We start from the raw sequence: 13,634 nt of genomic DNA, 5'->3' as shown, positions 1-13,634 counted from the left end.
CAACGTCTTGCAGGGTTGTGGTTGTGCTGGACACACTTTCCACACCCTGCTGCTTCGTACGTGACGCTTTCTATGACACGCTCAGTTATAGCAATCCGTATGAACAATCCGACGTTTCGTTCGAGCGTCGGAAATCGAACCGGCGTGCGGCAGGGTGCGGAGTTGCTCTCGACCGGCCTCCTACTGATACTACTGGACAGGTGGAGACCGGTCGCTGTGCTGGGGGCGTCGCTGTCGGAAGCGACCGCAGAACCCCGGAACCCATGCGTTCTGCTGGGGTATCGAAAATCGGTGGTTTGCTCGACGGCCGCGAGTTCGCGACCGACTTCGTACTGACCGCTGTCCGGCAGTATGATTTTCGGATACCGGCTCGGGCTATAGTAACGACTGGAACTGTTTACACACCGATCGCACAGCTGTCGACGATCGGGTGTGCACCGACTTCCAGTGGGTACTATAGCTGCCGCTCAGCGCATATTCTCGAGCGCGAGTACGGTATCCGACATGAGCCACGCGTCCTCGCTGGAGACGTCTTCGATACTGAGCGCAAAGAACGATTCACGGCCGTCATCGACGGTGATACGGTAGCTACGGCTCTGCAACGATCCGGGTTGGTCGGGCATATTCGATTCAGCAGGAACCACGCTCGTCTTCGGGAATCAGCGTGTATAACTGGCTCGGTCCGCGGCTCGTACGGGCCGAGTCGGCGCTTGCTGGCGGTTTCCGGATATCGACTTTTCGGCGCGACCGGCCATCGCCGCTCAGTCGTCCAGTTCCTCGAGCAGCGTCTCGGCGGCCGCACTCGAAGAGCCGGGTCCGCGAGCGGTGATCAGGTCGCCGTCGACGGTGACGCTCGTGTCCGCCTCGAGTTCGGCGTCCCAGTTGCCGCCGGCCGCTTTCACTTCGTCTTCGACCCAGTAAGGGAGCTTTCGGCCGCTCGGCATGCAGTCGTTCTCGTCGACAATGTCGTCCTCCCACTCGTTGGGGAAGCCGGTTACGTCCCGACCGTTGACGAGGAAGGCGCCGTGACTGTCGCGGGCGAACGCGAGGATGCCGACCGCGTGACAGACGACCAGCGCCGTCCCGTCGTCGCCTTCGATGCTGTCGCGGAGCAGTCGTCGCGAGTCGCTGTCCTGATTGACGTCCCACTCGGTGCCGTGGCCGCCGGGGAAAACGACGGCGTCGTAGGCCTCGGCGTCGGCCCGCGCCGTCGGAATCGGATCGTTCAGTCGCTCGTCGGTCTCGTGGACTTCTCGAACGTGTTCGGCGGTCTCCTCGCCGACCTGCTCGGGGTCGACTGACCGTTCGTCGATCACCGGCGGATTCCCCGACGGCGTCGCGACCGTAATCTCGACGCCCGCGTCCGAGAGCGTCTCGAGCGGTTCGACGCATTCTTCTCCCCAATACCCCTCTTCGCTGACGACAAACAGTGCGCTCGTCATACGAGACGGTACGGGAAGGAGCGTAAAAACGTCCAGCCCACCCCTCGGTTCTGCCGCAAGCCATCGAATCGATACATTCGACCGAGTGACACTCAGCCGAACCGAGAGTGGACTTTTTCGCCGTCGACGACGAATATTACCCAACGCCATGTCAGACCGTCCCAATCCGTTAGACGGCCTCGAGGAGTGGATCGACCGCATGAATCGCCAACTCGAGACTGCCGCCCGGTCGTGGGAGTCGGAACTCGACAACCGAAGTCACCTCGACCTCTCGATGGGTGGCTCGTCGACGCAACTCGATCTCGCCGATACCGGTGCCGAGTTCGTGGTTACCGTCGACGTCCCCGGCTACGAGACCGACGACCTCGAACTCAGGGTCCGCGGTGAAACCCTCGAGATCAGCGGCGAGCGCGACCGCGAGTTGTTCGAGGGGGACGCGGAGGGCGAAGCCGCCCACTCCGCGGGAACGTACATTCGCCGCGAGCGCGAGACGCGATCGTTCAGCCGGCAGGTTCGGCTGCCCGAGCCCGTCGATATCGACGCCGTGACCGCAGGGGTCAACAACGGCATCCTGACGGTCCGACTGCCGAAACGGGAGCCGACCGGCGACGCACACGAGATCGATATCGAGTAACAGAACGAGCGCGGTTACCAGTCGATAGAACGGAGAGCACCCCCAGTTCGGACGAATCGAGTTCGACAGCGGCTCTGTGTCCGAACCGACTGGCGCGGGCTCAACGATCGTCGTCGAGGTTCAGGGCGTCGAAGAACCGACGGGAGAGTCGGCCGCCGACGAACTCGAGCAGTTCCTCGGCGTCGTCCGCATCGTCGGCGAAGAGTCCGAGTTCGATTCGGCCGCCGGCCATGTCGTGGTGGCCCCCGACCTGACCGAGTTCGTCGAAGCCGGCCTGTAACGTTTCGCCGATGTGGATCCGCGGATCGATGGACCGAGCGCTCAGTCGGATCGCGTCCTCGACGATTCCGTAGACGAGGACGGTGTCGACCCCCTCGAGATTGAGCAGGTAGTCCGCTGCCTGCGGAAGCGCGTCGGTCTCGGAGGTTTTGCCGACGCTCGAGACCAACGAGGAGCCTCGGCGCTCGCGGGTCGCGATCGCCCGCCCGATCGCATCGAGCGTGCCCGGCGAGAACGCGCTGCCGTACAGTTGCTCGAGCGTCTCGAGGTCCGCATCGGGGTAGACCGTAAGCGCCGCCTCGTACTCCCGTCTGGTCGGTTCGCGGACGAAGTCCAGCCGTTCCCGGTGGAGGGCAAAGAGCAAGGCCGAAGCGAGTCGCGTCGTCAGATCGGTCTCGAGTTCCGAGAGGTATTCGACGAAGATGGTCGCCGTCGCGCCGATTCTGACGCGGATGTCCTCGAACGTTGCTCCGACGGGCTCCCCGGGGTGGTGATCGATGATGATCTCGGGCGTGACACTCGCCGAGAGTTCGGTGTTCGCCCCCGGCTGGGAGTGATCGACGAAGCCGATACAGCCGTACTCTTCGATACTGGTCTTCTCGACCGGCTGGAGGGTGATATCGAGCATGTTGACGAACGCGCGGTTTTGCTGGTGGGAGATCTCACCGCCGTACGCGATGGTCACGTTGTCGACGTCGTGGTCGCTCGCAATCGCTTCGAGGGCCAGCGCGCTGGCGAGACAGTCCGGATCCGGATTGTCGTGACAGACGATCGCCAGCGACGAGGTCGTCTCGAGGACGGACGCGAGTTCGGCCGCACGGGACATGAACTGCTGTAAGTGTGGAAGACGCTTGAATGCCGTGTCGAGACTCACTGCGGGATTCTGGAAACGCGACGTTGTGGTCGGTAAGGGTCGGTACGGCTCTCGCCGAGCCACCGGGTCCGGTAGCGCGGGCCGACGGGAGGACGGCGCAGGCGGATTTCGCCCCGAGTGTACACTTATTTCACACCGGGAACCGCACCCACGGGTATGCGAGACGCGTATCTCGTCGGCGCGGGGCAGTCGGACTACGGGGCTTTTCCCGAGGAAAGCTACCGGTCGCTGTTCCGAACGGCGTTCGAGGCGGCCACGGAAAGCGTACCGAACGGGCTCGAACCGAGCGATATCGACGAGGCGTTCGTCGGCAATCTCGGCGTCGGAGGGCGCCAACTCGGCCTCTCCGGCCCCGCGGTGACTGAACACGTCGGACTCGGCGGCGTTCCCTGTACGCGGGTCGAAAACGCCTGTGCGGCCAGCGGCTTTGCGACCCGGCAGGCCGTCCAGGCCGTCAAGTCCGGGATGGCCGACGTCGTCCTCGCGGGCGGCTTCGAGATCATGTCCGACATGAGTTCGGACGCGACGAAGTACTGGCTCGGCGTCTCGGGCGAAACTGAGTGGGAACGACTCTCGGGAACGACGTTCTCCGGCGTCTACGCCCAGATGGCCTCCGTCCACATGGAACGCTACGGCACCACCCGCGAACAGCTCTCGCAGGTCGCCGTCAAGAACCACGCCAACGGCGCGAAGAACCCCCACGCACAACTGGGATTCGAGTGTTCGCTCGAGGACGCCCAGTCGGCCCCGGTCGTCGCGGACCCGCTGAATCTCTATCACTGCTGTCCGACCTCGGACGGCGCGGCCTGTGCGCTGATCGTCAGCGAAGACGTCGTGGACGAGTACACGGACGACCCGATCAGAGTCGCCGGCGTCGGCGCGGGCAGCGACAACGTCGGCCTCTTCCAGCGCGATTCCTATACCGGGATCCCGGCGAGCCAGCGCGCCGCCGAGACGGCCTACGAGATGGCCGGCATCGGCCCCGACGAACTGGACTTCGCGGAGGTCCACGACTGCTTCGCCATTGCCGAACTGCTGGCCTACGAGGATCTCGGCTTCTGTGAGACGGGCGAGGCCGGCCAGCTCATCGAGTCCGGCGCGACCGAACTCGGCGGCGAGTTGCCCGTCAACACCTCCGGCGGTCTCAAGTCCAAGGGCCACCCCATCGGCGCGACGGGGGCCGGCCAGGTCGTCGAGGCGTTCAAACAGCTCACCGGGAACGCGGGCGACCGACAGGTCGAGAAGCCGGCCCGCGGGCTCACGCACAATGTCGGCGGCAGCGGCGGTGCGTCCGTGGTTCACATCTTTGAGCGCGAGGAGCGGAACTCCTCGAGGAACTCGAGCGGACATCGTCCGCGAGAGACGGAAGCCGAGACGGAGGTGAGCGCCCGATGACCGCGATCACCGGTGTCGGCGCGTATGCGCCGCGATTCCGTATCACGGCCGACGCATTCGAAGACGCCTGGGGCCAGTTCCAGGCCGCCGGCGTAAACGAAAAAGCAGTCGCCGCGGCCGACGAGGACGCGCTGACGATGGCCTACGAGGCCGGGACTCGGGCGCTCGAGGCCGCCGCCGTCGACCCGGCCGAAATCGACTGGCTCGCCTTCGCATCCACGACGCCCCCGCTGGCCGAAGAGGACCTGACGGCACGACTGGGTGCGATGCTCGAGGTCGACGAAACTGCGACGCGACACGTCTTCGCGGGCAGCACCCGAGCCGGCACCCGCGCGCTCTGGGCCGGCATGGACGCACTCGCGTCCGACGCGACCACCGGACTCGTCGTCGCAGCCGACGCGCCGCAGGGCGACCCTGACGACGGCGTCGATCACGCCGCCGGCGCCGGCGCAGCCGCGTTCGTCCTCGCAGCCGAAGGCCCCGCGAAGATCGTCGACCGGTCGGAGTACGCCGTTCCGTATCCCGGCACCCGGTTCCGGGACTCCGGCGCGAACGAGACCCAGGGACTGGGCGTCACCCAGTACGACCGCACAGCCTTCACCGAGACCATCGGCGGAGCCGTCTCCGGCCTCGAGGCCGAGCCCGACGTCGAGGCCGCGGCGATTCAGGCCCCCGACGGCAAACTCCCCTACCGCGCCGCGGGCGCGGCGGGCGTCGGCACCGACGAGATTCAGGCCGCGGCGACGGTCCACGACCTCGGGGACCTCGGCGCAGCGAGCGTCCCAGTCTCGCTGGCGAGCGCGCTCGAGGACGGCTACGGGTCGGTGCTCGCGGTCTCGCAGGGCAGCGGTGCCGGAGCTGACGCCTTCCTCATCGAGTCCGACGGCGACGTGCCAACGAACGCCGCCCTCGAGGGTGATGACCCCCTCTCCTACGCGGAGTACCTGCGCCAGCGCGGCGTCGTCACGACCGGGCCGCCGTCGGGTGGCGGAGCCTACGTCAGCGTCCCCTCCTGGCGGCGCTCGATTCCCCAGCGCTACAATTTAGAAGCCGGACGCTGTCCTGAGTGTGGCGCGCTCTCGTTTCCGCCGGAGGGGGCGTGCTCGAGTTGCGGCGCGCTCGAGGAGTACGAGTCCGTACAGCTCTCCGGCGAGGGATCGATCGAGGCCGTCACGACGATTTCGCAGGGCGGCGCCCCGCCGGAGTTCGCCGAGCAGCAGGCCCGTTCGGGCGACTACGCGGCGGCGATCGTCGCGCTCGAAACCGATGACGGCAGCGAGGCTGCCAGTATCGCCGCGATGGGGACCGACGCGGACCCCGACGCCTTCAGCGTCGGCGATCGGATCGAGACGACGATCCGCCGCATCTACACGCAGGAAGGTGTGACGCGGTACGGGTTCAAGGTTCGGCCCGCGGAGTAGTCGGCTGGCGGCTCGAGCGAATCGAAAGCAGGAGCGGAATTTTTGGTTCAACTCGTCGAGTCACAACAGCATTCGTATCCGTGAGAAGAGCGGCCGAGGACAAACGCGTGAATCTCGGTTGCGAGTGCGTACATCTGCTCGGCACGAGCCGCGGTAGCGAGCCCGTCCTGATAGTACGTCTTTGCGCGGTGGTCGCGCCAGAGATCCGCGAGGTCGTCGGCAGTCGACTCGGAAAAGATCCCAGCTGTAGCTGCCTCTCGATACATACCCGGGTGCGTTCCAGGCAGATCGTCCGGTTGCATCGTCCCCCGTTCGAGCAGTCGGAACTCGACGGTTCGTTCGATAGCGACGAAGGAGGTTTCGATAACGAGCGTGTGGTAACCCGCTTCGCGAAGCGTCTCCGCACCAGCGAGCAGTCGACAAGCCTTTCGAAGCTGGAGTAACGCGGCGTCTTCGACATCGAGACCGGATTCGATCTCCCGCGGTCGTCTGTCGAACGCCGCCTGTGCGTCGTCGAGGAGCTGGTCGATGCGGGAGCTACTCATCAGCAAACACCTCCTTACGTAGTGACTGGAGACGTCCGTCACCGTGGACGGTGATTCCTTCTCGGAAAATTTCCTCGAGTTTCGATCCGGCGCGTCGGACGCTCTCCACCGATTCCACGTACGGTTCGAAGTCGAATCGATCACCGTCGAACCGTTGCTCGTGAAGATCCGCGACTGCGTCGGTTACGAGGCGTCGACCACTCGTTCGATCGCCGTCGACGACGACGAACAGGTCGATATCACTTCGTCTGTCGGCGTTACCGCGAGCAACACTGCCAAAGACGATTACCCCGAGGAGCTCATTTACATCGTCGGATTCGGTGACCGCCGTACCGACTTGCCTGACGAATGTGCGTATCGGTTCGTGAAACTCCGGCTGTTCGACCGCGAGTATCGGATCGTCTTTTTGGAGACGATCCGGATCGATCGAAACATACGTTCGCTGTGGCGTTTTCCGTGTTCGAACCGCACCGAACTCTTCGAGTAGATCGACGGCTCTCCAGACAGTCGACCGAGTCACGTCGGTCGCTTCGACGAGTTCAGGTATCGTAAACTCCGTCTCGTGAGCGTCGGCTAAGAGGCGAAGAATGTCGTCTGCTGCCCGAATGCGAAAGAGATTCCCGCTGCTTCCGGATGGGATATTGACACACACCTTTATTCCTTGTTGCGCCATTTCAGATGGTGATTGATTTTGTGCAACAAGGGATAAAGGTTTGCCACAGCGGATCCGATACGGTAGCTGACCGATCAGTCCCCAGTCAACGCCTCGCTCGCCGGCGCGAACTCGAGCGTCTTCCCCCTCCCCTCCTCGCTCGCGCGTTCGTATAGCATGTACGCCGCAGCCACGGTCTCGATCCCCGTTCCGCCGCTATCGAACACCGTGATTTCGTCGTCGCTCGTTCGACCCGGTGTCCCACCGGCGACGATTTCGCCCAGTTCCGCGTGGATGTCGTCCTCGGTGACCGCACCCTCCTCGAGCGCCTGCATGAACTCGCCGGAGTCGAACGTCGCCCGCTCTCGCAGGTCGGGAACGTAGGTTGCTCGCTCGACCGTCGTCGAATCCAGCTCCCGCTTGTCCGGCGAGTACTGGCCCATCGCCGTGACGTGGGTTCCGGGCTCGAGGTCGTCGCCGTCGAACACCGGCTCGGTCGCCTTCGTCGCCGTGATGACGACGTCCGCACCGGAGACGGCCGCTCGGCTCGAGTCGACGGCTCGAACGTCGGCTGCGAGGTCGGCGTCGAAGTCGGCGGCGAACTCCTCGCGGTTCTCGGGGGTCGTCGAGTAGACGCGTACCTCGGTGAACTCGCGGACGGTTGCGGTCGCTCGGAGTTGGCCGCGGGCCTGCGCGCCGCTGCCGATGACGGCGAGGGTCTCGCTATCCGACCGGGCGAGTTCGTCGACGGCGACGGCGCCGGCAGCGCCGGTCTTGTGAGGGTTCATACTCGCGCCGTCCAGCAGCGCGAGGGGGGCGCCGCTTTCGGCGTCGAACAGCGGCGTCATGAACCACGCGTCGCCGGCCCCGAAGCCGGCGCTGTACATGTACCCGCCCATCGCGCCGGTGTCGGGAAGCACGGCGGCGTAGCTCGTGAACAGCCCTTCGGGGTCGTTACGGAAGAACTTCGAGCGAGGCTGTGCCGATGCCCCCTCGCCGCGCTGGCGATAGCCCTCGCGGACGGCGTCGACGTAGTCGGCAGGCGTTGCGAGGTCGGTAACGTCGTCGCTGGTGAGAAACAGTGACTCGGTCATACTGAAAGGCAAAACGCGAACGGAGGTAAAGAAACCGGAGCAGACAGGAGGCCGAGATCAGTCCGCGTTGATCGGCGGGCGGGCGGACTGGGCTTCATCGGAGCCGTCGGCGGGCGTGTTGACGAACATTGCGTGACCGATAATCGCCATCGCGACGAACGAACCGATCGGTACCGCCGTTGTCAGCGAGATCCCGACGAACATGAGGGCTGCGGTGATACCGAGCAGTGCGACTGGGATGAGGCCAAGAACAACGTCGTAATATCCAGTCATAATGTATTCGATAGTACGGGAAATCATCATATAAGTGTTTCCCATAATTGCTCTATAGTGGATCCGTTTCTAATCCATATTTGCCTCAAATGGGCCTCATAACTTACGAGTTGGATATTTGGTGACGGATGGTGCAAACATCTCCCATGTATTCCTACCATCACTAGTGAAAATTACTCATGGTCGAGTGGATAGTACTCCCAAATTCGCAAGAGGGGAACGGGGAAGACACTCCTGGGTTGTGCATAGCTAACAAAACGCATAATTAGCGAATACACTGTTTTTTCCGTTATAGACGGGCCGTATCTGGACCCCGAGAGGACTCGAGACAAACCCACCTTTCGGTCCAGCACAGGTGGTTCCCTCGCGAACAGCGTCGGGGTTTTTCGACCCCGCTGTTGGCGATGGTGGCGATATTCACAGCGCCTGCGCGCCGGACGACGATCTTATCGCGTTCGACTCGCATACGCCGCGTATCCAACGCGCCAGCCGACCAGTAAGAGGAGCCCGAACCCGGTTATCACGAGCGGGAACGGCGGAGCCGCTGTCTCACCGAACAGTGCCGTTCGAAGGATCAGTCCGACGTTCGCCGCTGCGATCCAGGTCACAGTGATCTGGCGGGCCGCTCGAGTCACCGACGACGCGACATCGCGCGTGTAGGTACCCGCGATGGCGGCGATAACGAGCCAGCCGATCACGAACGGTGCGACCGTTTCGAGCGATGCGAGCGGTTGCTCGATCGGGTTGACGTTGTGGCTGAGTTGGCCGACGAGGATCAGTCCGGCGAGCAGGACGACGTCGCCGACTCCGAGCGCGAGCGTTTCCCGATCGACCGCCTGCGATCGGCCGCCCGTTTGAACTGCTGAGTCCATAGTCGGTTCTCGACACCCGATCCCTATTGATCTCCCGGTTCAGCCTGCGATGGCTGCCGGGAGTCGAAACCTGACAGGAGAGGCGGAGTTCGACGACGGAGCGTCGTCGAAGCCGTCCAACGGACAGTGCCTCCGTGCGAGGGGACACCCCGCACACCGTTACTCTCGAGCCACTGCCTCTTTGTTATCGGGAGCATTCAGGTTGGACTCGGGCGATCAGTACCAGATGGAGTTCCGGTAATCGACTCATATCCACCGACCGAGCGGCGGTCGTCTATCGCGTAGCGTCCGCCGCAGTTGCCGCCACGCTCGTGCCCTCACCGACGCTCTCGCTCTTGCAGTCCTCACCAGAGCAGCCACTCGAGTGCGAGGGTGACGACCGCGAGGAACACGTGCTCGCCGTCGACGACGAACCCGTAGTACAGCGGGCCACGATCCGGCGTCGCAAAGGGGATGTAGGCGGCGACGTAGCCGTTCATCGCGAGTAGCGCGAGGAACGCGTGTGACAGGCCGGTCCCGACGACGAGTGCGATGACGACCGCGGCGACGGCGACGTTCGCAGCCTGGGAATAGCGACGGGTCGATCGCGGGCCGAACCTGTTGGGAACCGTGGCGATGCCTTCCTCGCGGTCGCCCGGAATGTCCTTGATATCGAAGATTACCGCCGCGATCGTGATCATCGCGGTCACGTAGCCGGTCATGACGAGAATCTCGAGGGACCAGAGCTGTTGATAGTAGTAGCCGACGCCCAGCGGGATCAGGCCCCAGGCGAGGCCGACAAAGACGTTCTTTACCAGAAACAGCTGCTTGACGCCGCCCAGCGAGTAGAGTGCTGCGACGACGAGCGGCAACAACAGGTAGATCGCACCCGGCAGTCCCCGTATCACGGTGATACCGATGGCGGCGACGTAACAGCCGACGCCGAGTGCGAGGAGGTGTCGCCCGTACCGTTTCGTAAACGACGCCCGATCCGGAACGTTCTCCTCGTCCTCCTCGAGGTCGGTGAATCGGTTGACGGTGTAGACGAACAGCGTCGCCGCGAAGACGATGAAGAGCGGCAACGGCTCGACGGAAAGCTCCGTGAGGATGACCGTCGTGATGACGACGCTCATCGTGGCAAGCGAGATGAAACAGTTGCTGTGGACCAGCAACCGGAGTCCGTGCTGGACGGACGAAAGCCACGCCCGATTGCGGTGACTTGCAGTCGGGGCAGTCACGTCGGTTCAGCCTCTGAGTGAGCGGCGGTGACGAGCATGTGATGTGTGTGGGGACACTCCCGGCCGTTCGCCGACCGATCTGCGTGCTGCGTGTTTTATCGTTGTCGCCCGCCGAAGTCAAACGCTTCGGTCACCTCGGGAGCCGAGACCGACCCTACCGTCGCTCCCGGCGACTGGTGGGTCACGACCGCTGCGGACTCGTGTCCACTCGCTTGCCGTCTGGACAAACACGGGACGATCGAGCCGAAAGTCACTCGAGTTCGAACGAACGGGCGTATTTTGACGCAGAATAAGTGAACCACCACCTCGCACGTCGCCGTCCGGAACCGGTCTGGACCCGCGCTCACGGGGGAGTCGATACCCGTCGAGTGAGTCCCGTAGCGAGTGGAAACTAACAGGATTTAAGCAAGGCCGGAACGCCCGTTTGAATGGCTATGAAACTACACGAGTATCAGGCGAAGCAGGTCTTCGCCGATGCCGGCATTCCGACGCCGGAGTCACAGCTCGCCTCCGACGTCGACGGTGCCGTCACCGCCGCCGAGGAGATCGGGTATCCAGTCGCGATCAAGGCACAGGTACAGGTCGGCGGCCGTGGGAAGGCCGGCGGTATCAAGCTCGTCGAGGACGAGGACGAAGCTCGGGACGCTGCCGACGAGATTCTGGGGATGGATCTCAAGGGCTACCACGTCGACCGCGTGCTCGTCGAGGAAGCGGTCGACTTTACGAACGAACTCTACGTGGGGATCACGATGGACCGCGGCGAGGGCAAACCCGTCGCGATGGTCTCGAAGAAGGGTGGCGTCAACATCGAGGAAGTCGCCGAGGAGGACCCCGACGCCATCGCGCGCGAACACATCGACCCCGCCTTCGGGATGCACCCCTATCAGGCCCGCAAAGCGGTCTACGACGCCGGCATCGATCAGTCGATCGCCCGCGACGTCTCGAGCGTTCTGACCACGCTCTATCAGCTCTGGGACGACCGCGACGGCTCCGACGCCGAGATCAACCCGCTGATGGTCACGTCCGACGACGAGGTCATCGCGGCCGACGCCGTGATGAACATCGACGAAGACGCCCTCTTCCGCCAGCCCGAACTGGCCGAGATGGAAGAGGAGGCAGCCGGCGGCGACGAACTCGAGCAGAAGGCCGACGAGTACGACTTCGATTACGTCCGCCTCTCGGGTAACGTCGGCATTATCGGGAACGGCGCCGGGCTCGTGATGACCACGCTGGACCTCGTCGACCACTACGGCGGCGAGCCGGCGAACTTCCTGGACGTCGGCGGTGGCGCGAAGGCGGCCCGTATCGCAAACGCGCTCGATATGGTGTTCTCGGACGACAACGTCGACAGCGTCGTCTTCAACATCTTCGGCGGGATCACGCGCGGCGACGAGGTCGCCCGCGGGATCAACGAAGCACTCGAGCAGTTCGACGAGATTCCCAAGCCGGTCGTTGTCCGCCTCGCGGGCACCAACTGGGAGGAAGGCATGGAGATTCTGAACGAGGACCTCGTGACGGTCGAACAGACCCTCGAGTCCGCGGTACAGCGTGCTGTCGAGTACGCTGGGGAGGTGAACGAACAATGAGTGTACTAGTCGACGACGACACGCGCGTCGTGGTACAGGGCATCACCGGCGGGGAAGGGAAGTTCCACGCCGAACAGATGATGGAGTACGGGACCAACGTCGTGGCCGGCGCGGTTCCCGGCAAGGGCGGCCAGGAGGCCGCCGGCGTTCCGGTGTACGACACGGTCCACGAGGCCGTCGAGGAGGAAAACGCCGACACCTCGGTCATCTTCGTCCCGCCGGCCTTCGCCGGCGACGCCGTCTTCGAATCGCTCGACTCCGACCTCGACCTCGCGGTCGCGATCACGGAGGGCATTCCGACCCAGGACATGGCTCGAGTCAACAAGCGACTCTCCGAGACGGACACCCGTCTCATCGGGCCGAACTGTCCCGGCCTCATCACGCCCGGCGAGGCCAAACTCGGCATCCTGCCCGGGAACATCTTCTCGGAGGGGAACGTCGGTCTCGTCTCCCGCTCGGGAACGCTGACCTACCAGGTCGTCGATAGTCTGACCAACCGCGGCATCGGTCAGACGACCGCCATCGGTATCGGCGGCGACCCGATCATCGGCACGGACTTCGTCGACGCCCTCGAACTGTTCGAGGACGACCCCGACACCGACGCCATCGTCATGTGCGGTGAGATCGGTGGCGAGGACGAAGAGGAGGCCGCCGCGTTCATCGACGACTACGTCGACACGCCCGTCGCCGGCTTCATCGCCGGCCGTACCGCCCCGCCGGGCAAACGGATGGGCCACGCCGGTGCGATCGTCTCCGGCTCCGGTACCGGGACCGCCGAAAGCAAGATCAACGCGCTGAACGACGCGGGCGTTCCCGTCGGCGACACCCCCGCAGAAGTCGCCGACCACATCGAAGAGTTCCTCGCGTAACGCCGCGACCACGCCCCTCGAGCCACAGTGACAAGACGGCTCGACGGGGCGAGATTTCGTCGACCGAGCGTATTCCGTTTTCGACCGTTTGCGTTCCGAGACGAGCAGTGTCCTGCATCACCCACATACGCCGTCGGCCCCTCGATTCTCACGTTACTATGCCAGTTCGAATCGAGTGCGACGACTGCGGCCTCGAGCATTCGATCCCGGATCGGCCGGACAGCGAGTCCGGCGGAACGGTCTGTCCCGGCTGCGGGAGTCGTCCGTACACGGTCCGGCGAGAGGGGATCCAGTGGCATCCCGATAGCTGCCTGCAGGCCGAACGAGCCTGAACGCGATGGAACGTGCACTCTCGAGGCCCGACTGAAATCGAGAATCACCGTGGCGCGATTCGTAGCGAACGACGTAATGATCGCGATGAAAAGAATCCGAACGGCGAGCCATGACAGTGGGGTCGCCCGCGCTCTCCCGTCTGGTGTCG

Annotated in this window: 15 protein-coding genes; 6 read left to right on the top strand and 9 right to left on the bottom strand. The window is 64.1% G+C overall.

Features of this window, described 5'->3' with window-relative positions; genetic code table 11:
* Positions 1-467: 467 nt before the first annotated feature.
* Entirely contained in the window at positions 468-623 is a 156-nt protein-coding gene (locus GS429_RS21675) for a hypothetical protein (protein ID WP_201293928.1), read from the bottom strand.
* A gap of 138 nt (positions 624-761) precedes the next feature.
* Complete coding sequence (locus GS429_RS01335) at positions 762-1,442, bottom strand: type 1 glutamine amidotransferase domain-containing protein (protein WP_160061988.1); 681 nt, start codon at positions 1,440-1,442, stop codon at positions 762-764.
* 148 nt (positions 1,443-1,590) lie between these two features.
* Between GS429_RS01335 and GS429_RS01330 the strand changes: the two genes are divergently transcribed.
* Positions 1,591-2,076 carry an Hsp20/alpha crystallin family protein gene (locus GS429_RS01330; RefSeq protein WP_160061986.1) on the top strand — a complete coding sequence of 162 codons (486 nt, stop codon included), beginning with the start codon at positions 1,591-1,593 and terminating at the stop codon, positions 2,074-2,076.
* Between the two features lie 100 nt (positions 2,077-2,176).
* Here GS429_RS01330 and GS429_RS01325 read toward each other — a convergent pair whose 3' ends face one another.
* Positions 2,177-3,181 (bottom strand): DHH family phosphoesterase, encoded by a 1,005-nt coding sequence (locus GS429_RS01325; protein WP_160061984.1) that lies wholly within the window; start codon positions 3,179-3,181, stop codon positions 2,177-2,179.
* A gap of 204 nt (positions 3,182-3,385) precedes the next feature.
* On the opposite strand from GS429_RS01325, the gene GS429_RS01320 reads away from it, so the two are divergent.
* A complete protein-coding gene (locus GS429_RS01320) occupies positions 3,386-4,624 on the top strand; it encodes a thiolase domain-containing protein (protein WP_160061982.1) in 1,239 nt (412 codons plus the stop codon).
* A complete protein-coding gene (locus GS429_RS01315; protein WP_160061980.1) occupies positions 4,621-6,045 on the top strand; it encodes a zinc ribbon domain-containing protein in 1,425 nt (474 codons plus the stop codon). The genes GS429_RS01320 and GS429_RS01315 overlap by 4 nt, the downstream gene beginning before the upstream one ends.
* 47 nt (positions 6,046-6,092) lie before the next feature.
* On the opposite strand, the gene GS429_RS01310 is transcribed toward GS429_RS01315, so the two are convergent.
* From GS429_RS01310 to GS429_RS01285, 6 genes are all read right to left on the bottom strand, one after another.
* Positions 6,093-6,590 carry a DUF8154 family protein gene (locus GS429_RS01310; protein ID WP_160061978.1) on the bottom strand — a complete coding sequence of 166 codons (498 nt, stop codon included), beginning with the start codon at positions 6,588-6,590 and terminating at the stop codon, positions 6,093-6,095.
* The gene (locus GS429_RS01305; RefSeq protein WP_160061976.1) at positions 6,583-7,263 is read right to left on the bottom strand and encodes a nucleotidyltransferase domain-containing protein; all 681 of its coding nucleotides are present in this window, start codon (positions 7,261-7,263) and stop codon (positions 6,583-6,585) included. Before GS429_RS01305 ends, GS429_RS01310 begins: the two co-directional genes overlap by 8 nt.
* Before the next feature lie 74 nt (positions 7,264-7,337).
* A complete protein-coding gene (locus GS429_RS01300; protein WP_160061974.1) occupies positions 7,338-8,336 on the bottom strand; it encodes an ornithine cyclodeaminase family protein in 999 nt (332 codons plus the stop codon).
* A 57-nt stretch (positions 8,337-8,393) separates the two neighbouring features.
* Positions 8,394-8,609 carry a DUF8015 family protein gene (locus GS429_RS01295; protein ID WP_160061972.1) on the bottom strand — a complete coding sequence of 72 codons (216 nt, stop codon included), beginning with the start codon at positions 8,607-8,609 and terminating at the stop codon, positions 8,394-8,396.
* A 446-nt stretch (positions 8,610-9,055) separates the two neighbouring features.
* Positions 9,056-9,481 carry a DUF3054 domain-containing protein gene (locus GS429_RS01290; protein ID WP_160061970.1) on the bottom strand — a complete coding sequence of 142 codons (426 nt, stop codon included), beginning with the start codon at positions 9,479-9,481 and terminating at the stop codon, positions 9,056-9,058.
* Positions 9,482-9,825: 344 nt separating this feature from the next.
* Positions 9,826-10,698 (bottom strand): UbiA family prenyltransferase, encoded by an 873-nt coding sequence (locus tag GS429_RS01285; RefSeq protein ID WP_328821180.1) that lies wholly within the window; start codon positions 10,696-10,698, stop codon positions 9,826-9,828.
* A gap of 434 nt (positions 10,699-11,132) precedes the next feature.
* Between GS429_RS01285 and sucC the strand changes: the two genes are divergently transcribed.
* The 3 genes from sucC (at position 11,133) to GS429_RS21670 (ending at position 13,485) form a co-directional block, all read left to right on the top strand.
* Entirely contained in the window at positions 11,133-12,284 is a 1,152-nt protein-coding gene (gene sucC / locus GS429_RS01280; RefSeq protein WP_160061968.1) for an ADP-forming succinate--CoA ligase subunit beta, read from the top strand.
* On the top strand, positions 12,281-13,153 hold the full coding sequence (gene sucD, locus GS429_RS01275; protein WP_160061966.1) for a succinate--CoA ligase subunit alpha: 873 nt from the start codon (positions 12,281-12,283) through the stop codon (positions 13,151-13,153). The genes sucC and sucD overlap by 4 nt, the downstream gene beginning before the upstream one ends.
* A gap of 158 nt (positions 13,154-13,311) precedes the next feature.
* Positions 13,312-13,485 carry a glycyl radical enzyme family protein gene (locus GS429_RS21670; protein WP_201293927.1) on the top strand — a complete coding sequence of 58 codons (174 nt, stop codon included), beginning with the start codon at positions 13,312-13,314 and terminating at the stop codon, positions 13,483-13,485.
* The last annotated feature ends 149 nt before the right edge of the window (positions 13,486-13,634 follow it).

The sequence above is a fragment of the Natronorubrum halalkaliphilum genome (assembly GCF_009834785.1).
Taxonomy (GTDB): domain Archaea; phylum Halobacteriota; class Halobacteria; order Halobacteriales; family Natrialbaceae; genus Natronorubrum; species Natronorubrum halalkaliphilum.
Note: the sequence above shows the minus strand (reverse complement) of the source record. Positions and strands in the feature narration are given on the sequence as shown.